At 66.7% G+C, this 17,217-nt stretch carries 21 protein-coding genes and 1 tRNA gene; 14 read left to right on the top strand and 8 right to left on the bottom strand.

What is annotated here, in order from left to right:
* The first annotated feature begins 134 nt into the window (after positions 1-134).
* A complete protein-coding gene (locus J2Y54_RS04550) occupies positions 135-536 on the top strand; it encodes a hypothetical protein (RefSeq protein WP_310037303.1) in 402 nt (133 codons plus the stop codon).
* 49 nt (positions 537-585) lie between these two features.
* Here the strand turns inward: J2Y54_RS04550 and J2Y54_RS04545 are convergent, their stop codons facing one another.
* From J2Y54_RS04545 to hspQ, 4 genes are all read right to left on the bottom strand, one after another.
* Positions 586-1,140, bottom strand: a complete 555-nt coding sequence (locus J2Y54_RS04545; protein WP_310037300.1) for a GNAT family N-acetyltransferase — start codon at positions 1,138-1,140, stop codon at positions 586-588.
* Between the two features lie 171 nt (positions 1,141-1,311).
* The gene (rpmA, locus tag J2Y54_RS04540; protein WP_257845123.1) at positions 1,312-1,581 is read right to left on the bottom strand and encodes a 50S ribosomal protein L27; all 270 of its coding nucleotides are present in this window, start codon (positions 1,579-1,581) and stop codon (positions 1,312-1,314) included.
* A gap of 13 nt (positions 1,582-1,594) precedes the next feature.
* Positions 1,595-1,963 (bottom strand): 50S ribosomal protein L21, encoded by a 369-nt coding sequence (gene rplU / locus J2Y54_RS04535; protein WP_310037298.1) that lies wholly within the window; start codon positions 1,961-1,963, stop codon positions 1,595-1,597.
* A 278-nt stretch (positions 1,964-2,241) separates the two neighbouring features.
* Positions 2,242-2,622 (bottom strand): heat shock protein HspQ, encoded by a 381-nt coding sequence (gene hspQ / locus J2Y54_RS04530; protein WP_310037297.1) that lies wholly within the window; start codon positions 2,620-2,622, stop codon positions 2,242-2,244.
* A 134-nt stretch (positions 2,623-2,756) separates the two neighbouring features.
* Between hspQ and J2Y54_RS04525 the strand changes: the two genes are divergently transcribed.
* Positions 2,757-2,846: transfer RNA gene (locus J2Y54_RS04525), tRNA-Ser, on the top strand.
* Positions 2,847-2,947: 101 nt separating this feature from the next.
* On the opposite strand, the gene ctrA is transcribed toward J2Y54_RS04525, so the two are convergent.
* Entirely contained in the window at positions 2,948-3,655 is a 708-nt protein-coding gene (gene ctrA / locus J2Y54_RS04520; protein ID WP_310037293.1) for a response regulator transcription factor CtrA, read from the bottom strand.
* Between the two features lie 331 nt (positions 3,656-3,986).
* On the opposite strand from ctrA, the gene J2Y54_RS04515 reads away from it, so the two are divergent.
* Positions 3,987-6,941, top strand: a complete 2,955-nt coding sequence (locus J2Y54_RS04515; RefSeq protein WP_310037292.1) for a TonB-dependent receptor domain-containing protein — start codon at positions 3,987-3,989, stop codon at positions 6,939-6,941.
* A gap of 72 nt (positions 6,942-7,013) precedes the next feature.
* On the opposite strand, the gene J2Y54_RS04510 is transcribed toward J2Y54_RS04515, so the two are convergent.
* On the bottom strand, positions 7,014-7,913 hold the full coding sequence (locus J2Y54_RS04510) for a LysR family transcriptional regulator (RefSeq protein ID WP_310037290.1): 900 nt from the start codon (positions 7,911-7,913) through the stop codon (positions 7,014-7,016).
* 104 nt (positions 7,914-8,017) lie between these two features.
* On the opposite strand from J2Y54_RS04510, the gene J2Y54_RS04505 reads away from it, so the two are divergent.
* The 8 genes from J2Y54_RS04505 (at position 8,018) to J2Y54_RS04470 (ending at position 13,377) form a co-directional block, all read left to right on the top strand.
* Positions 8,018-8,716 (top strand): pirin family protein, encoded by a 699-nt coding sequence (locus tag J2Y54_RS04505; protein ID WP_310037287.1) that lies wholly within the window; start codon positions 8,018-8,020, stop codon positions 8,714-8,716.
* Positions 8,717-8,804: 88 nt separating this feature from the next.
* Positions 8,805-9,407 carry an NAD(P)H:quinone oxidoreductase gene (gene wrbA, locus J2Y54_RS04500; RefSeq protein ID WP_310037284.1) on the top strand — a complete coding sequence of 201 codons (603 nt, stop codon included), beginning with the start codon at positions 8,805-8,807 and terminating at the stop codon, positions 9,405-9,407.
* A gap of 1 nt (position 9,408) precedes the next feature.
* Positions 9,409-10,197, top strand: coding sequence for a class III extradiol ring-cleavage dioxygenase (locus J2Y54_RS04495; protein WP_310037283.1), 789 nt, complete (start codon positions 9,409-9,411; stop codon positions 10,195-10,197).
* A 40-nt stretch (positions 10,198-10,237) separates the two neighbouring features.
* Positions 10,238-10,924 (top strand): RNA pseudouridine synthase, encoded by a 687-nt coding sequence (locus J2Y54_RS04490; protein WP_310037281.1) that lies wholly within the window; start codon positions 10,238-10,240, stop codon positions 10,922-10,924.
* Positions 10,914-11,318 carry an alternative ribosome rescue aminoacyl-tRNA hydrolase ArfB gene (gene arfB / locus J2Y54_RS04485; RefSeq protein WP_310037280.1) on the top strand — a complete coding sequence of 135 codons (405 nt, stop codon included), beginning with the start codon at positions 10,914-10,916 and terminating at the stop codon, positions 11,316-11,318. The genes J2Y54_RS04490 and arfB overlap by 11 nt, the downstream gene beginning before the upstream one ends.
* Positions 11,319-11,361: 43 nt before the next feature.
* Entirely contained in the window at positions 11,362-11,814 is a 453-nt protein-coding gene (locus tag J2Y54_RS04480) for a hypothetical protein (protein WP_310037279.1), read from the top strand.
* Between the two features lie 40 nt (positions 11,815-11,854).
* Complete coding sequence (locus J2Y54_RS04475) at positions 11,855-12,340, top strand: GAF domain-containing protein (protein ID WP_310037277.1); 486 nt, start codon at positions 11,855-11,857, stop codon at positions 12,338-12,340.
* A gap of 140 nt (positions 12,341-12,480) precedes the next feature.
* On the top strand, positions 12,481-13,377 hold the full coding sequence (locus J2Y54_RS04470) for an RcnB family protein (RefSeq protein ID WP_310037274.1): 897 nt from the start codon (positions 12,481-12,483) through the stop codon (positions 13,375-13,377).
* Positions 13,378-13,417: 40 nt separating this feature from the next.
* Here the strand turns inward: J2Y54_RS04470 and J2Y54_RS04465 are convergent, their stop codons facing one another.
* The gene (locus J2Y54_RS04465) at positions 13,418-14,734 is read right to left on the bottom strand and encodes a M28 family metallopeptidase (RefSeq protein ID WP_310037272.1); all 1,317 of its coding nucleotides are present in this window, start codon (positions 14,732-14,734) and stop codon (positions 13,418-13,420) included.
* Positions 14,735-14,740: 6 nt separating this feature from the next.
* Complete coding sequence (locus J2Y54_RS04460) at positions 14,741-15,193, bottom strand: universal stress protein (protein ID WP_310037270.1); 453 nt, start codon at positions 15,191-15,193, stop codon at positions 14,741-14,743.
* Between the two features lie 140 nt (positions 15,194-15,333).
* Between J2Y54_RS04460 and J2Y54_RS04455 the strand changes: the two genes are divergently transcribed.
* From J2Y54_RS04455 to J2Y54_RS04445, 3 genes are read left to right on the top strand one after another with little or no spacing between them, the layout of a single operon-like run.
* Positions 15,334-16,608, top strand: a complete 1,275-nt coding sequence (locus J2Y54_RS04455) for a pyruvate dehydrogenase complex dihydrolipoamide acetyltransferase (RefSeq protein ID WP_310037267.1) — start codon at positions 15,334-15,336, stop codon at positions 16,606-16,608.
* Between the two features lie 10 nt (positions 16,609-16,618).
* On the top strand, positions 16,619-16,840 hold the full coding sequence (locus J2Y54_RS04450) for a hypothetical protein (protein ID WP_310037265.1): 222 nt from the start codon (positions 16,619-16,621) through the stop codon (positions 16,838-16,840).
* Positions 16,833-17,216 carry an acyl-CoA thioesterase gene (locus tag J2Y54_RS04445; RefSeq protein ID WP_310037263.1) on the top strand — a complete coding sequence of 128 codons (384 nt, stop codon included), beginning with the start codon at positions 16,833-16,835 and terminating at the stop codon, positions 17,214-17,216. Before J2Y54_RS04450 ends, J2Y54_RS04445 begins: the two co-directional genes overlap by 8 nt.
* Position 17,217: the final 1 nt, after the last annotated feature.

The raw sequence follows: 17,217 nt of genomic DNA, 5'->3' as shown, positions 1-17,217 counted from the left end.
CGTCCGATCATCTGACGAACTCAAGGCAGATCATCTGCTCGCGCTTCGTCGACGGCTCTGATCATCTGACGCGGGTTCCTGAATCGCTCGACTGCGCCATTGCGACGAATGGCGCCATAAGCCATTCTTGCACGATGAAAGCGGCATTTCTTTGTTCGTTGGCTATGGCCTTAGCCGGGGGCAGTGACTCCGCGTCCAGCGTCGAAGCCCGAGTGATGGACACGATCGAATCGCAGATCGTCCTGCCAGTGGGGGCCAGGCCACTCGATGCCTATGCGCGCTATTATGCGCGCGGTATCGATGGCTCAGTGATAGCGACCTATGTGCTTCCTGATGTCTACAGAGCTGAGCTTGATGCCTGTCGCGGCATTGGCTGCCAACAAGCACCCGTGATGGGCGCGGGAGAGCGGCGGTGGTTTGCGGACTGGTTGATTTTGCCCACCGTAGGTGCACGAGACTGCTCACTGGTTGTCGTCGTCTATAGTCCGGCGAAGCGCCAGATTGAGGAGCTTCGATGCACCGAGGGCTTGAGCTAGGCCGCGGAGTTGCAACCCCTCCCCTGAAGGGGAGGGGCTTTTTAGAACCTCACGCCGCCATTCGGTCGCAGGGGTCGGTGCAGTCCGAGTCCGACAGGCGCTGTTCGAACTCCACCGTCACATCCGCGCCGCCGCGACCCAGCGAGTGGCGCTGCACCGTGCGCCCGGTCGGGCGGAAGCCGAGCTTGCGCAGGACGCGGCCTGAGGCCGGATTGTCGGCGAAGTGGCTGGCGGTGAGGGCGGGGACGCGCAGCGTGCGGGCGATGTCGATCACCGCGCGGCCGGCCTCGGTCGCATAGCCGCGGCCCCAGGCTTCGGGTGCGATCCAATAGCCAAGCTCGACGCCGCCGCGCTCCATCCGGTCCAGCCCGATGCAGCCGACGATGCGGCTGGTGCCGCCGTCCAGCGCGCAGATCAGGAAGACGGGCAGGTCGCTCGCCTTGCGCTCGATCAGCAGGAATTCCTCGGCGTCGCTCACCGCATAGGGCCAGGGGGCGCGGCTGAGGTTGCGGACAACCTCGTGATGGCCGATCGCGCGCGCCAGTTCGGGCGCATCCTCGATCCAGCCGGGCCGCAGCATCAACCGCTGTGTACGTGCGAACATCTTACTCTCCTCGCGGACCCGCCGATGCCCCGGGTTAATGACCGGAGCGCGACAGTTGGGGTGGGGAGGGAGCAATAAAAAAGGGAGACCGGGGTGACCCGTCTCCCTTTTGCGGTCTCCAGATTTGGAGACCCGGGTCACCCTGGCGGGCAACCCGGATGGTCGCCCAGCTTATTCGGCCGCAGCCGCAATCATTTCTACCGAGCAGAATTTGCGACCGAGCTTGCCGTCGTGGAATCGCACGCGGCCGTCGGTAAGCGCAAACAGGGTGTGGTCCTTGCCGATGCCGACATTGACGCCCGGATAGTACTTGGTCCCGCGCTGACGCACGAGGATGTTGCCGGCAATGGCGACTTCGCCACCGAACTTCTTCACGCCGAGACGCTTGGACTGCGAGTCGCGACCGTTGCGCGAAGAGCCGCCTGCCTTCTTATGTGCCATTTCGGATTACTCCTTACGCTTCCGCGGCCGCCGGGGCATCGCCCTCGGTCGCCTTGGCCTTCGCGGCCTTCTTCTTGGTTTCCTGCGCACCGATCGCGGTGATCTTCAGGATGGTGTGGTTCTGGCGATGGCCGTTCTTGCGGCGATAGTTATGCCGACGGCGCTTCTTGAAAACGATGACCTTCTCGCCCTTCTGCTGGGCGATGATCTCGGCCGAAACGGTCAGGCCGTCGGTCGGCTTCAGGTCGCCGCCTTCGCCAGCGAGCAGCACGTCGCCCAGCGTGATCGACGAACCAGCTTCGCCGTCGAGCTTCTCGACGACGATCTTGTCTCCTGCGGCAACGCGATACTGCTTGCCGCCCGTGCGCACGATAGCGAACATGGGCCTCTTCTCGATTCAAAAATGCATATGCCCGCGCAGGGCAAGCCCGGCGGGAGGAACGGCGCGGTTATGGGATTCGGTCGGGGAAGTCAACCTTTGTTGCCGGGCTTTCGTCCGCAAGGCGGTACTGGCCTGCTGGTTATTCGTGCGTCGCTCGCAGCACGCGTGCGGTACCGGCCCGCTCCCCCACCCGGCCACCCATCGAAGATACCTTGAAGTGGGTGGCCGGGTGGGGGAGCGGGCCGGCACCGCACATGCGCCGTGAGGCGCATCAACGACTAATGCCGGTGCTCGCGCTTCAGCTTGTACCGTCCGCCGCTCAGCTCGTCGAACAGCCCGCCGATCGCCGGATGATCGACCGGCTCGTCGCTGTCGTCGGGGATCAGATTCTGCTGGCTGACATAGGCGACATAGCTCGATTCGGCATTTTCGGCGAGCAGGTGGTAGAAAGGCTGGTCCTTGCGCGGACGGATATCCTCGGGAATCGCCTCATACCATTCGTCGGTGTTCGCAAAGACCGGGTCGATGTCGAACACGACCCCGCGAAAATCGAACACGCGGTGCCGCACCACATCGCCCAGGTTGAAGCGCGCATGGGCAACCGGGGGGACGGGGACACCGGCCGCAGCCAGGTCGAGCGGGTCGGAAATACGGTTCATGGACCTTAATCTAATGCGCTTTGCGGGTCAGACAAGACAAGTGACGGAAGGCGCTTGCAAGCCTGGAAAGCTTGGTCTAGAGGCGCCCGCTCGACCGGACGGAGCGGCAAGCAATTGCCCTGCGGACCCCTCGCGGAGAGGTGGCAGAGTGGTCGATCGCGCCGCACTCGAAATGCGGTTTACGGGGAACCGTAACGTGGGTTCGAATCCCACCCTCTCCGCCATTTACTGCTGACAATCGACCGGCTTGCCGGTGCAGGCATGAAAAAGGCCGCCCCATCCGTGCGGATGACGCGGCCCCGTTTCCCCGTGTGACGAACTGGTGTCAGGCGACGGCGCTGACCGCCGTGCCCGCTTCCTCGGGCTCGCGCAGCACATAGCCGCGGCCCCAGACGGTTTCGATGTAATTCTCGCCCTCGCACGCCATGCTGAGCTTCTTGCGCAGCTTGCAGATGAAGACGTCGATGATCTTGAGCTCAGGCTCGTCCATCCCGCCATAGAGATGGTTGAGGAACATTTCCTTGGTGAGCGTGGTGCCCTTGCGGAGCGAAAGCAGCTCCAGCATCGCATATTCCTTGCCGGTCAGGTGCACGCGGGCGCCATCGACCTCGACCGTCTTGGCGTCGAGGTTCACGGCGAGCTTGCCGGTGCGGATGACCGACTGGCTATGGCCCTTGCTGCGGCGCACGACGGCGTGAATGCGGGCGATCAGCTCTTCGCGATGGAACGGCTTGGTCACATAATCGTCGGCGCCGAAGCCGAACGAGCGCACCTTGCTGTCCATTTCGTTGATGCCGGAGAGGATCAGCACCGGCGTCTGCACGCGTGCCACGCGAACCTTCTTCAGCACGTCATAGCCGTGCATGTCGGGAAGGTTCAGGTCGAGCAGGATGATGTCGTAATCATACAGCTTCGCCAGATCGAGGCCTTCCTCGCCCAGATCGGTCGTGTAGACGTTGAACCCTTCGGTTGCGAGCATCAGCTCGATGGCCTTGGCGGTCGTCGGCTCGTCTTCGATCAGCAGCACGCGCATCGGCTGATTTCCCCTGTGCCGGTTGCACGCCCCCTGCGACATGCAACGCGACTGATTCATTAACCTAAGCTGGAATGAAGGCAAAAGGTTAATTTTTGCCTAACCCGCCTGAATCCACGAGTCGCGCGCCAATCCCACAGGCCGTCGCGCGACATGGCCGGGCGCTGCGCGCGCCGAAATCCTGTCAAGCCCCGTGCCCAGTGATATAGGCGCAGGTTATGGGATTCCCCCATAATTTATATTTGCTAACATCAGATATGCGTGATTAGTTTCCCGGTTTCCGGTGAAACCGACACAAAAATGCGCGCCGGATCAAAAAGGGGGTTGGGGTATGAAGTTCAAGACCGCATTGTTCGTGACGGCGTGCAGCCTCGCGACGCCCGTGCTCGCCCAGGAAGCGCCGACCACGGCGCAGGCCGAAGCGAGCGAAGACCGCGAAGTGCTGGTGACCGGATCGCGCATCAAGCAGGATCCGGCCAAGAGCGCGTTGCCGCTGGAAATCTTTACCAACGAAGATTTCGCGCGCGAGGGGATCAACAGCCCCGAACAGCTGGTCTCGCTGCTCAGCACGAACGGCAATGGTGCGGACAATCTGGCGTCGAACACCGACGTGGTGAGCGGGGCGCAGCGCGGCACCAACGGCCTGTCGGCGGCGAACCTGCGCGGGCAGGGCTCGGCCGCGACGCTGGTGCTGCTCAACGGGCGGCGCGTGGCGGCGCACGGGCTTCAGGGCTCGGCGGTCGACGTCAACCAGATCCCCTTCGCCGCGATCGAGCGGGTCGAGGTGCTCAAGGACGGCGCATCGGCCATCTATGGCACCGACGCGATCGGCGGCGTGATGAACTTCATCACCAAGACCGATTTCGAGGGACTGGCGCTCAACGGCTTTACCGACATCACCGAGCGCGGGGATTCGCCAATCTATCGCCTGTCGGCGACCGCCGGCTATGGCGACCTCAAGTCGGACGGGTTCAACGTCATGGCTGCGGTCAGCAAGAGCTGGAACGGCATCCTGCGCGGCGAGAAGCGTGACTTCGTCAACGGCAACCAGCCCAATCGCGGCCTGTCGATCGACACGCGCGGCACCCCGATCGCGACTGCCTTTGCCAATGGCGCCAACGCCCTGTTCGCGCCGTCGGGGAGCCTGCTCAGCGGCGTGCCGCTGCTGATCCCGGGCACGACGATCACCGCCAATGGCGGCATCAACTATCTCGACCTGCCGGGGCAGGCCGGGTGCGAATCGTTCGACGGCGGCATGGCCTATGACGATGCGCTATGGGCCAATGCGAGCGCGCGCTATGCCTGTGCGTGGGACACGGGGCGCGCGGCGATCCTGCAGCAGCCGCTGGAGACGCTGACCTATTATGCGCGCGGCACGGTGGCGCTGGGCAATCACCGCGCCTTTGCGGAAATTACCGGATCGGACGCGGACTCGTCGAAGCAGTTTTCGTCCAACCAATATGCCGGCAACACCTCGACCCTGCCGCTCTATTATCCGCTCAATGCGCTGACGGCGCCGACCTACAACCAGGTCTATAACGCGATGGTCGCGGTCTTCCCGTCGATCGCGGCCAATTACGGCCGCCCGATCGCGTATCGCTGGCGCTGCACTTCGTGCGGTCCGCGCGAATATGAAACGAACACCAAGACGCTGCGCGGGGCGATCGGCCTGGAAGGGCCGTTGTTCGACGGGTGGGATTATCGTGCGGGCGCCTCCTATGCACGCAGCGAATCCACCTCGGTCCTCGGCACCGGCTATCATTATCGCGGCGTGTTCTCGTCTTCCGCGCGTGCCAACGCGTCGGGCATTCCGGGTGCGGTGTCGGGGGGGCTCGACACGCGCGCGCCGATCGCTCCCGGTGCGACGGCGCCGGGCATTGTCGGCCTGCTCAACAGCGGTATCCTCAATCCCTTTGCCGTGACGCAGACACCCGAGGCGCTGGCCGCGCTCGACGCGATTTCGGCCGAGGGCGTGACGCTATATGGCGGGCGTTACGAGGTGAAGCAGTTCGACGCCTCGATCTCGGGGTCGCTGTTCGAACTGCCCGGCGGCACGGTGCAGATCGCGGCAGGGATCGATTACCGCCGCGAAAGCTACAGCTTCAACGGATCGGCCGAAGCCGAACTGGCGCGGCCCGAAATCTTCAACGTCGCGTTCGACAACGCCAACGCGCTGACGCCCAAGCATCGCGACGTGAAGGCCGCCTATGCCGAGCTGCTGATCCCGGTGTTCGAGCCGTTGGAAATTTCGGTCGCGGGCCGCGTGGACGATTATTCGGGCTTTGGCAGCACGTTCAATCCGAAGGTGAGCGCGCGCTTTACCCCGGTCGACTGGCTGATGGTGCGCGCGTCGTACAATACCGGCTTCCGCGTCCCGACGTTCAACCAGATCTTCAACGGTCAGACGCTGAGCCCCAACCCGACCACCAACACGCTGGTCGATCCGTCGACTTGCCCGAGCGGCGTGGTGAGCACGACCAACCCGGCTTGCGCGGCGATCAACCCCGATACGCTGAGCGGGGGCAATCCCAATGTCGGTCCCGAGACGTCGGAGCAATATTCGGTCGGCATCGTGTTCCGCCCGGCGCCGCGTTTCAGCGCATCGGTCGACTTCTGGTCGATCGCGGTTGACGACACGATCGGCGCGCTGACGCTGCGCCAGCTGTTCGACAATTACCAGTTCTTCGGGGACCGCATCACTCGGACCGGGGGCGTCATCACGCTGGTCGACCTGACCGCCGACAATATCGGGTCACGGCGGACTAAGGGGCTGGAGTTCGCGCTGCGCGGATCGGTCGATGCGCTGGGCGGGATGTTCGACCTGGGCATGAACGGCACGTGGCTGATCGAGAAGAAGGAACGCTTCCTGCCGACGGCGCCGTACAGCGACATTGTCGGCGTGTTCAGCTATGCCGGCGATCTGGGCCTCGAGTGGAAGCACAATGCCTGGGTCAGCTTTTCCAAGGACGATTTTGCGGTCACCTTCTCGCAGATCTTCCGCAGCGGCTATGACAATAACGGCCTGCCCAGCCTGGCCAATAACCAGAGCGCAACGCGCCCCGACTATAATGAGCGGGTCGATTCCTACATCACCTACAACCTGTCGGTGACGCAGCAGATTGCCCAGCGGTTCAAGCTGACCGCCGGCATCAAGAACATCTTCGACACCGATCCGCCCTTTGCCATCACCTATGACAGCAATTCGGGCGCGGGCAGTTCGTGGGAGCCGCGCGTTGCGGACCCGCGCGGCCGCTCGTTCACCATCGCCGCCGAGGTCAAGTTCTGATCTGACGCTGCGCGCGCAAACAGGGGCCGGTCCGCAGCGATGCGGGCCGGCCCTTTGCGTTGGTAGGCGCGGTCAGCGCGTGGCGAGCTTGCGGAAGCGCTGGGACAGGAAGTCGATCACCAGTTCGACCCGCGCGGGGCGCAGCGCGCTGGGCGGGGTCATCAGGTGCAGCGCGATGTTCATCGGCGACCAGTCGCCCAGAATCTCGACCAGCCGGCCATCGGCCAGTTCGCGCTCGATGATGAAATCCGGCAGCCGGGCAATGCCGAGCCCGGCGAGTAGCGCGGGCATCATTGCGTCGCCATTGTCGGTGATCAGCGGCCCGGCCGGCCGGACCGCGGCTTCCTCGCCATCGGCCTTGCGAAACTGCCAGGCGCCGATGGCGTTGGCGTAGAGAAAACAGGCGTGATGGGCGAGGTCGGCGGGATGGCGCGGGGTGCCATGCGCGGCCAGATAGGCGGGGGCCGCCACCACCCGCGCGTGGATCGGCGCCAGCCGGCGCGCGCGCAGCGAGCTGTCGGGCAGATCGGCGATGCGCAGCGCGATGTCGAAGCCGTCCGCGACAATATCGACCCGCGCATCGGACAGCCGCAGATCGATCTGGATCCCGGGATGCGCCGCGAGCAGATCGGCCACGGCATCGGCGACATAGCGGATGCCGAAGGTGATCGGTGCGGCAATGCGGACCAGCCCCGAGGGCGCCTTGGCGGAATCGATCGCGGCCTCCTCCGCCGCCTGTGCCTCGGCGAGGATGCGGGCGGCGCGTTCGGCCAGTGCCGTGCCGCTGTCGGTCAGCGTCAGGCGGCGCGAGGTGCGATGAAACAGCGCGGTGCCGAGCTGCGCTTCAAGCCGCGCGATCGCCTTGGAAATGGTCGCCTTGCTCACCCCGATCGACGCGGCGGCGCCGCTGAACGAGCGATGTTCGACCACGCAGGCGAACATCGCCCAGGCTTCAAAGTCGGGAAGACGCATCGTCGCTGCTCCGCTCGGGGCCTTGGGGGAAACGATCAGTTTCGGACGTTTCCATTTACGTGGTGATCGCATGGCTTATCTTGGCGGTCAACAAGGAGGTCGCCATGATCGACAAGCGTTCGTTCGACAGCCTGGGCCATGCCGATCACGGGTGGCTCAACGCCCGTCACCATTTCAGCTTTGCCAATTACTATGACCCGGCCCGGATGGGCTGGGGCGCGATCCGCGTGTGGAACGACGACGAGATCGCACCGAACAGCGGCTTTCCGCCGCACCCGCACAAGGACATGGAGATCATCACCTATGTCCGCACCGGGGCGATCACCCACCAGGATTCGATGGGCAATACCGGCCGTACCGGGGCGGGCGATGTCCAGGTGATGAGCGCCGGCACCGGCGTGCGCCACGCCGAATATAATCTGGAGCCGGAGACGACGACGCTGTTCCAGATCTGGATCCTGCCGCGCGCCGGCGGCGGTGCGCCGAGCTGGGGCGCCAAGCCGTTCCCGAAGGGCGAGCGGTCGGGCCGGTTCGTGACGCTGGCCAGCGGCTATGCCGAGGATGGCGACGCGCTGCCGATCCGCGCCGACGCCCGCGTGCTGGGCGCGACGATCAAGGCCGGTGAAAGCCTGACCCACAGCGTGGGCGAGGGGCGGCATGCCTATCTCGTTCCCGCGGTCGGCAAGATCACGATCGATGGTGAACCGTTCAACGCCCGCGACGGCGCCGCGCTGAGCGGTGGGCAGACGGTGACGATCACCGCGATCGAGGATGCCGAAATCGTCCTGGTCGATTCCGACTGAACAGACCCCCCGGAGCGGTCCGCGTCCCTCCCCCTCCCAAGGCGGGCCGCTCCACCCCCCTTTCCATTGCTGATACAGGAGACACGCCGTGACCAAGGTTCTGGTGCTCTATTACTCGTCCTATGGCCATCTTGAGGCGATGGCCGAAGCGGTTGCCGAAGGCGCGCGTACGGCTGGCGCGACGGTGGACATCCGCCGCGTGCCCGAGACTGCGCCCGAGGCGGTGGTCAAGGCCGCCGGCTTCAAGGCCGACAGTGCCCATCCGGTGATCGAAGGCCCCGACGCGCTGAAGGATTATGATGCGATCATCGTCGGATCGCCGACCCGGTTCGGCCGCATGGCGAGCCAGATGGCGAGCTTCTGGGACACGGCCGGCGGTGTCTGGTACCAGGGCGCGCTCAACGGCAAGGTCGGCGGCGCGTTCACGTCGAGCGCGACCCAGCATGGCGGCAATGAGACGACGCTGTTCAGCATCATCACCAACCTGCTCCACTTCGGCCTGACCATCGTCGGGCTGGATTACGGCCATGCTGACCAGCAGAAGATCGACGAAGTGGTCGGTGGTGCGCCCTATGGCGCGACCACGATCGCGGGCGGCGACGGCAGCCGCATGCCGAGCGCCATTGACCTCGCCGGCGCGCGTTACCAGGGCCGGCGCATCGCCGAAGTCGCGGCGAAGCTGGCCGCCTGACATGCCGCGCGCCGTGCAGCCGGCATTGTTCGTGTCGCACGGCTCGCCGATGATCCTGTTCGAACCCAGCCCGGCGCGGGACTTTCTCGCCGGGCTGGCGTCGCATGTCGCGCGCCCCGACGCGATCCTGATCATCTCTGCCCATCACGACAGGGCGGAGGCGGTGGTGACGTCGGGCCGCGACCTTGCCACGATTCACGACTTCGGTGGTTTCCCGCAGATATTGTTCGACCTGCGCTATCCGGCCAAGGGCGATCCGGCACTGGCGGACGAGGTCGTGCGGCTGCTGGCGCAGGCCGGGCAGCGCGTGTCCCGCGACCCCGTGCGCGGGCTCGACCACGGCGCCTGGGTCCCGCTGATGCTGGGCTGGCCGGAGGCGGCGATCCCGATCGTGCAGCTGTCGATCAGCAGCGCGCACCCGCCGCAATGGCATCACCGCATCGGTCAGGCGATCGCGCCGCTGCGCGCGCGCAACGTCCTGATCATCGGATCGGGGAGCCTGACCCACAATCTGCGCGCGCTCGTTGCCGAAGGGCGCGATCATGACGCGCCGGTGCCGGACTGGGTGTCGGGCTTTGCCGATTGGGTGAAGGACCGGTTCGACGCTGGCGACACCGACGCCGTGCTCGATGCGGTCGCGCGCGGCCCGAACGGGCGGGCGAACCACCCGACCATGGACCATATCCTGCCGCTGTTCACCGCGATGGGGGCCGGCGGCATGCCCGCGCAGCGGCTGCACCACAGCTATACCTATGGCGTGCTGGCGATGGACGCCTATCGCTTCGGCTAGAGGGCTGGCGTCGCGCGCCGCGCGGTGGCAAGGCGCGGGGATGCTCCAGGATCACATCTTGTTCATCGATGGCGAGGCCATTGTCATCGACAAGCCGGCCGGCTTGCCGGTCGATCCGCCGCGCGACGGGTCGATCAGCCTTGAAAACCATCTGTCGCGGCTGACCTTCGGCTTCAAGCGCTGGCCGACCCCGGTCCACCGGCTCGATCGCGACACCAGCGGGTGCCTGTTGCTGGCGCGCAACCCCAAGGCGCATGCGCGCTTCCAGCAGGCGTTCGAGGCTGGGCAGGTGACCAAACGCTATCTGGCGGTGATCGACGGGATCCCCGATGCGCCGTCGGGGACGATCGACCTGCCGCTGATCAAGGTGTCGAGCGCCGAGCGCGGCTGGCGCATGACCGGCAGCCCGACCGGCAAGGCGGCCCGGACGCGCTGGCGGATGCTGGCGCACAAGGACGGGCGGGCGTTCATCGCCTTCTATCCCGAAACCGGCCGGACGCATCAGATCCGCGTCCATGCCGCCGAAGGCCTTGGCTTCCCGATTACCGGCGATCCGGTCTATGGCGTCGCCAACGGGCGCAAGATGATGCTCCACGCCGCGCAATTGACCGTGCCGCGCCCCGGCAAGCCCGATATCCACGCCGAGGCGCCGACTCCCGATGCCTTCCGGGCGCTGGGATTTGCGGGCGGCCAGCCGCAGGACGAGCCGGGCTACGATGCCGATTGAGCTGCCCGAGGCGGCGATCGTCGAGGAGAAGTTCCTCGCCGCATCGGGTCCGGGCGGGCAGAATGTCAACAAGGTCGCGACCGCGGTACAGCTGCGCGTCAACGTGTTTGCGCTGGGGCTGCCGCCCTATGCCTACACCAGGCTCAAGGAACTGGCGGGCAGCCGGATGACGTCGGGCGGCGAACTGGTGGTGACCGCGCGCACGTTCCGGACCCAGGACGCCAATCGCGAAGATGCCCGGGCACGGGTGCTTGAGCTGATCGAGAAAGCCCATGAACGGCAGGCGCGGCGGGTGAAGACCAAGCCAAGCAAGGCGGCCAAGGCGCGGCGGGTCGACGCGAAGAAGGGGCGGTCGGCGATCAAGGCGGGCCGGGGCAAAGTCCGGATCGATTGACCGCGCAGCGCAACGAATCCGGCCCGCGGCGCGTTGGCGCGCGATGATCCGACTGACCGTCATTGCATCGCTCGCGCTGGCTGCCGCCTGTGCGCAAGACCCCGTCCCGGACAATGGTATCGGCAACGCCGAACAGGAAGCCGGGCAGCGCGCGGCGCCATCGCCTGCGCCCACGCCCGCGCCGGTGGCGGCGAGCCCTGTCCCGGCGGAAGCAACGGACACGATCCCGGTCGGCTTTCAGGGTGACTGGAGCGCCCGCGCGGCGGATTGCGGGAAGGGCGGCGACGTGACGCGGCTGACGATCGCGCCGAGCGAGCTGCGCTTTTACGAGAGCAGTGCCGCCGTTACCGCCGTCACCGGAACGCGGCAGGAAATCCGGGTCGCGGCGCGCTATCGCGGCGAGGGCGAGAGCTGGGAAGCGACGCGGACCTTTACGCTGTCCGCCGACGGCAATCGCCTGACATCCGACGGGATGACGCGGGTTCGCTGTCCATAGCCCCTTGCATCGCGGCGCCGCGCGCGCCACCTGCGGGGTCATGTACAGCTTCGACATTGCCGCCGGATCCAAGGCCGAACTCTATCGCGATCTCCACGCTGCGCTCGACGCGCTGACCGCCGGGGAAGCGGACGCCATCGCCAACATGGCCAATGCCGCATCGTTGATCGGCCAGTATCTGCCGGACCTCAACTGGGCCGGATTTTACCGCAATGTCGGCGGCGAACTGGTGCTTGGGCCGTTTCAGGGCAAGGCAGCGTGCATTCGCATTCCGTTCGGCAAGGGCGTGTGCGGGGCAGCGGCGGCGACGCGCACGACGCAACTGGTCGCGGACGTCCATGCCTTTCCCGGCCATATCGCGTGCGACGCCGCCAGCAACGCCGAGCTGGTCGTGCCGATCGTGCACGAGGATGTGCTGATCGGCGTGCTCGACCTCGATAGCCCCACCACCGGTCGGTTCGACGCCGAGGATGCGGCCGGATGCGAAGCGCTGATGACGCTGCTCGCGCCGCGCATCGCAGGATAGGGGCTGCCCCGCATTGGGACTTTCTTAACCATCGCGCACGGTGGGATCGGCCTGCGCACAGTGTTAAAACGCTGAAAAGAGGCGCGGTCCTTTTTCCCTGCTTGAATGGCCGCGTCTCGCCCCAATTGCGAGTACAGCCAATGCGCACCCTGACCCTTGCCACCCTGTCGATCGCTGCGATCGCCGTTGCCACACCGGCGCAGGCGCAGCGCGTCTGGCGTGACGGGCAATGGGTCCAGCGCGACCGGGAGCCGGTGCGCTATCCTCCGCGATCGGTCCCGGCGACCCGGATCGATCCGCCGCGTGCGCCGGATGCCGGCGGACGGTGGGGGCCGATGATCGGCGGGCGCTGGCACGCCGGAACGCGCGCGCCGGGCGGATGGAGTGCCTATCGCCGGCCGGTGCGTGGCTGGACGCTGCCGGGGTACTGGGTCAGCGGGGGGTTCTGGATCGACGACTGGTCGGCCTGGGGGCTGAGCCGTCCGCCTCATGGCTATGGCTGGCTGCGCTATTATGACGACGCGGTGCTGGCGGATCGCGATGGCCGGGTGTGGGATTCGGTCAGCGGTCTGGACTGGAGCCGCGCGGGCGGCGGTGGCGGCGGGAGCGCGACCGCCTATGCCGGCAGCGGCGGTGCGGCGGCAGCGGCTGCTGGCGGGGGCGGCGGTAGCTATGGCGCGCGCTACGCTGCGCCCGGTTATGATGACGATTATGCCGACGACCGCCATGCACGGCGGCCGATCCCGGCCCAGCCTTACCCGGGGGGGTATGCTCCGCCGCCCTGCGCCAGCCCGTGCGGCGCGCAGGGCGGCGGCTATGCCCGCGGCTATCATGGCGGCAGCAGCGGCTATTACATGGCGGGGCCGACGGTGACGACGATCGTGATCCAGTCGGGGGCGGTCACCACCACCACCGTCACCGAAGAAGTGATCGAGGAGGTCGAGGAGGTGCGCACCTATCGCGCGCCGGTGAAGACCGTGCGGCGCTATCCGAGCAAGACGGTGGTGCGGCGGTCGACCAAGGAATGCTGCCGGTAATCGGCGTCGCCCCGGTCGGACCGGGGCGACGCATCGCGTGCTAGTTGCGCGGCGGGCGCGTGCCGAAGGTGACGATGCTCTCGCTGCCATCTGCCGCAACCGCCGAGACGCCGATGAAATGGTCGTCGACGACCACATCCTTCAGCACCGTTTCGGTCCGCCCGGCGACGCCGCGCACCTCGCTCCAGTTCTGGGTGTCGTTGCGGCGCCAATAGACCTTGTAACTGCGCGCGCCGGGGACGGCGTTCCAGCGCACCTTGGTATCCGCACTCACCGCCCCGTCGAGGACGACGCCCGAAGGCGCTGACGGTGCGTTGGCGAGGCGGCGGATCGTCGCGATGTTGAGCGCGGTGACCTTCGCCAGATAGGGGAAGTCCATCTTGTCGACCGTGTCGCCATAGACGCGGCCGTTTTCGGTGCGCAGGTCCTGATGCTGCTGGTCGTAATTTTCGGCCGCGACCGAGAAGCGCACGGCGGGATAGCCGACGCGCAGGAACGGCTCATGGTCGCCGCCACGGCCGAAACGGTCGGGACGGCGGACGACGAACACGTCGAGCGCGGCCTTGTCCTTTTCGCGCATGCCGTCGGCGATCCCGTCGATCGCCTTGGCCAGCGCGCGGCTGGGGCCGTCATCCTCGCCGCCGTCGGCGCGCCGGCCGATCTGGCCGGGCAGGTCTTCGGACGCGCGGATGCCTTCGGAGAAAACGCGCACGCGGTCGGCGACGCGCACGCCATTCTGGCCGACGGTGTTGCCGACGATATCGTTGTTGAGGACCGCGATCACCTCCCAGCCGCGCTCCTTCGCGGTCTCGGCGAGCAGCGTGCCGCCCCACAGCCCCTGTTCCTCACCCGACAGCAGGGCGTAGACGATCGTCGCACGGTGCTTCGATTTCGACAGGATGCGCGCCGCCTCGATCACCAAAGCGGTGCCGGAGGCGTCGTCATTCGCGCCGGGGGCGTCGCTGGTGAAATCCATCACGTCGCTGACGCGCGAATCGATATGACCCTGAACGATGATCACGCGCTTGGGGTCCTCGCCCTGCTGAAAGCCGAGGACGTTGACGACCTCGACCCCGTTCGGCGCGCGCGGGCCGGTAAAGGTGCGGCCGATCCGCGCGACGGTGATGCAGTTGCCGCACGCCGCGCCGATCCGGTCGAGCTCCTCCGCACCCCATTTGCGCGCCGCGCCGATCCCGCGTGTCGGGTGATCGGGAGAGGAGAGGGTGTGGCGGGTGCCGAAGCTGACCAGCTTTTCGACATCGGCCTTGAGCCGTTCGGGGCTGGGGGCGTCGGCAGGGGTCTGCTGGGCAGCGGCGGGGGCTGCGATCAGCAGCGCGGGGAGCAGGAAGTTGTGCATGGATCCTCAGCTTAGCCGGTCGATCGCCTCGCGGTCGAGGCTTCCCGGAACGATCATCAGGGGGATGGGGAGTGCGGCTGCTTCCCCGACGAAGTGGCTGACCAGGGGCCCCGGCGGCCCCTCCGCAGCGGCGCCGAGCACGAGTGCGGCGATGGCGTCATTCTCATCGATCAGTTTGCGAATGACCTTTGGCCCGTCGCCGTCACGCACCGTGATCTGGGGCTTCAGCCCGGACTCGGCGATCAGCGTACCGGCGGCGGCGGCGACCAGCGCCTCGGCGCGCTGGCGTGCCTCTTCCTCGATTGTCGCCATCACGCCGCCCCACTGGACGAAATCGGGGCGCGGGATCAGCGCCAGAATCTCGACCCCGCCACCGGTCTTGACGGCGCGGCGCGCGGCGAAGCGGAGCGCGATCTGCGCCTCGGGGCTTTCATCGATCACGACCAGATAGGTACGCATGAAACCAGTTCCCCTCTCCGTTGGTGACAGGTGGTGACGCGTCGCGTCGCCAAGCGCAAGGGGCGGGGTTGACCCAAGCCGTGCATCGCGCAAGGAGGGCGCGACAACCGACCCATATCACGACAGGATCCTCCCCACCCATGTCGATCGAAATCAAGATGCCCGCTTTGTCCCCGACGATGGAGGAGGGCACGCTGGCCCGCTGGCTGGTCAAGGAAGGCGACACCGTCAAGGCCGGCGACCTGATGGCCGAGATCGAGACCGACAAGGCGACGATGGAGTTCGAAGCGGTCGATGAGGGCGTGATCGCCAAGATCGTCGTTGCCGAGGGCACCGATGGCGTGAAGGTCGGCACGGTTATCGCCGTGCTGGCGGGTGAGGGCGAGGACGCCGGTTCGGTGTCCGCCCCGAAGGCCGCAACACCGAAGGCCGAGGTGGCTCCGGCGCCGGCCGCCGCTGCGTCTGCACCTGCTCCGGCAGCTGCGCCCAAGGCCGACGGCGACCGCGTCAAGGCGAGCCCGCTGGCGCGCCGCATCGCTGCGGAAAAGGGCGTGGACCTGGCGGGCGTGACCGGCTCCGGCCCCAACGGGCGCATCGTCAAGGCCGACATCGAAAGCGCGAAGCCCGGCGCGGCTCCGGCGGTTGCCGCACCCGCCGCTGCGGCGCCCGCGGCCACTGCCACGGCTCCCGCCGCTGCCCCGGCATCGGTGTGGTATGACGAGAGCATCCCGCACGAGGTCGAAAAGCTCAGCAACATCCGCAAGACGATCGCGCGCCGCCTGACCGAGGCGAAGCAGACCATTCCGCACATCTATCTGACCGTCGACATCCAGCTCGACGCGCTGCTCAAGCTGCGCGGCCAGCTCAACAAGAGCCTGGAAGGGCGCGGCGTGAAGCTGTCGGTCAACGACATGCTGATCAAGGCGCTGGCGGTCGCGTTGACGCAGGTGCCCAAGTGCAACGTGACCTTCGCCGGCGACAAGCTGGTCAAGTACAGCCGCGCCGATATTTCGGTCGCCGTTTCGACCCCGACCGGCCTGATCACCCCGATCATCCGCGACGCGGCGAGTATCGGCCTCGCGTCGATCTCGACCCAGATGAAGGAGCTGGCCGACCGCGCGAAGGAGGGCAAGCTCCAGCCGCACGAATATCAGGGCGGCACCGCCAGCATCTCGAACATGGGCATGTTCGGGATCAAGCAGTTCGACGCGGTGATCAACCCGCCCCAGGCGATGATCCTGGCGGTAGGCGCGGGCGAGAAGCGTCCGTATATCGTCGACGATGCGCTCGGCGTCGCCACCGTCATGTCCGCGACCGGCAGCTTCGACCACCGCGCAGTGGACGGGGCCGATGGCGCCGAGCTGATGAAGGTGCTCAAGGCGCTGATCGAATCGCCCATGGGCCTGCTGGCCTGAGCGCCGCGCCATGCGTGTCCTGATCGAAGCATTGCACATCGCCGCGGGGATCGCGGTCGCGCTGCTGATCGGGGCGCTGGCGAGCTGGGCCTATCCGCTCGCCTCGGCGGACGTGTGGCTGGTGACGGGGATCGCGATCGTCTGCATCATCCTGATGGGCATCGGGCCGATGCGCCGGGCGATGTGGTTGCAGCGCAATCCGCAGGGCGGGGAGGGCGGCGGCAATGCCTGACCGGGAGCCCCCCGCAATCGAACCCGCGATCCGCGTCAGCACCATGCCGGCCGACGCCAATGCCTATGGCGATATTTTCGGCGGCTGGCTGGTGGGGCAGATGGACCTCGCGGCCGGCCTCGTCGCCGCGCGCCGCGCCAAGGGGCGTGCGGTCACGGTGGCGATGGATTCGATGCAGTTCCACGCGCCCGTCTCGGTCGGCGACGAAGTGTCGGTCTATGCCCAGATCGTGAAGATCGGGCGGTCGTCGATGCTGATCGAGGTCGAGGCATGGCGGCGCGATCGCCATGGCGAGGACCAGCAACTGGTGACTCAGGCGAACTTCACCTTTGTCGCGGTCGGCGAGGACCGCAAGCCGCGACCGGTGGACGGATAGT

The organism is Sphingomonas sp. BE123 (genome assembly GCF_031456015.1).
Taxonomy (GTDB): Bacteria; Pseudomonadota; Alphaproteobacteria; order Sphingomonadales; family Sphingomonadaceae; genus Sphingomonas.
This window is presented reverse-complemented; position numbering and strand designations above follow the sequence as displayed.

Coding starts and splice junctions, on each gene's coding strand:
- J2Y54_RS04550 (WP_310037303.1), top strand. CDS start 135: ATGAAAGCGGCATTTCTTTGTTCGTTGGCTATGGCCTTAGCCGGGGGC.
- J2Y54_RS04545 (WP_310037300.1), bottom strand. CDS start 1,140: ATGTTCGCACGTACACAGCGGTTGATGCTGCGGCCCGGCTGGATCGAG.
- rpmA (WP_257845123.1), bottom strand. CDS start 1,581: ATGGCACATAAGAAGGCAGGCGGCTCTTCGCGCAACGGTCGCGACTCG.
- rplU (WP_310037298.1), bottom strand. CDS start 1,963: ATGTTCGCTATCGTGCGCACGGGCGGCAAGCAGTATCGCGTTGCCGCA.
- hspQ (WP_310037297.1), bottom strand. CDS start 2,622: ATGAACCGTATTTCCGACCCGCTCGACCTGGCTGCGGCCGGTGTCCCC.
- ctrA (WP_310037293.1), bottom strand. CDS start 3,655: ATGCGCGTGCTGCTGATCGAAGACGAGCCGACGACCGCCAAGGCCATC.
- J2Y54_RS04515 (WP_310037292.1), top strand. CDS start 3,987: ATGAAGTTCAAGACCGCATTGTTCGTGACGGCGTGCAGCCTCGCGACG.
- J2Y54_RS04510 (WP_310037290.1), bottom strand. CDS start 7,913: ATGCGTCTTCCCGACTTTGAAGCCTGGGCGATGTTCGCCTGCGTGGTC.
- J2Y54_RS04505 (WP_310037287.1), top strand. CDS start 8,018: ATGATCGACAAGCGTTCGTTCGACAGCCTGGGCCATGCCGATCACGGG.
- J2Y54_RS04495 (WP_310037283.1), top strand. CDS start 9,409: ATGCCGCGCGCCGTGCAGCCGGCATTGTTCGTGTCGCACGGCTCGCCG.
- J2Y54_RS04490 (WP_310037281.1), top strand. CDS start 10,238: ATGCTCCAGGATCACATCTTGTTCATCGATGGCGAGGCCATTGTCATC.
- arfB (WP_310037280.1), top strand. CDS start 10,914: ATGCCGATTGAGCTGCCCGAGGCGGCGATCGTCGAGGAGAAGTTCCTC.
- J2Y54_RS04480 (WP_310037279.1), top strand. CDS start 11,362: ATGATCCGACTGACCGTCATTGCATCGCTCGCGCTGGCTGCCGCCTGT.
- J2Y54_RS04475 (WP_310037277.1), top strand. CDS start 11,855: ATGTACAGCTTCGACATTGCCGCCGGATCCAAGGCCGAACTCTATCGC.
- J2Y54_RS04470 (WP_310037274.1), top strand. CDS start 12,481: ATGCGCACCCTGACCCTTGCCACCCTGTCGATCGCTGCGATCGCCGTT.
- J2Y54_RS04465 (WP_310037272.1), bottom strand. CDS start 14,734: ATGCACAACTTCCTGCTCCCCGCGCTGCTGATCGCAGCCCCCGCCGCT.
- J2Y54_RS04460 (WP_310037270.1), bottom strand. CDS start 15,193: ATGCGTACCTATCTGGTCGTGATCGATGAAAGCCCCGAGGCGCAGATC.
- J2Y54_RS04455 (WP_310037267.1), top strand. CDS start 15,334: ATGTCGATCGAAATCAAGATGCCCGCTTTGTCCCCGACGATGGAGGAG.
- J2Y54_RS04450 (WP_310037265.1), top strand. CDS start 16,619: ATGCGTGTCCTGATCGAAGCATTGCACATCGCCGCGGGGATCGCGGTC.
- J2Y54_RS04445 (WP_310037263.1), top strand. CDS start 16,833: ATGCCTGACCGGGAGCCCCCCGCAATCGAACCCGCGATCCGCGTCAGC.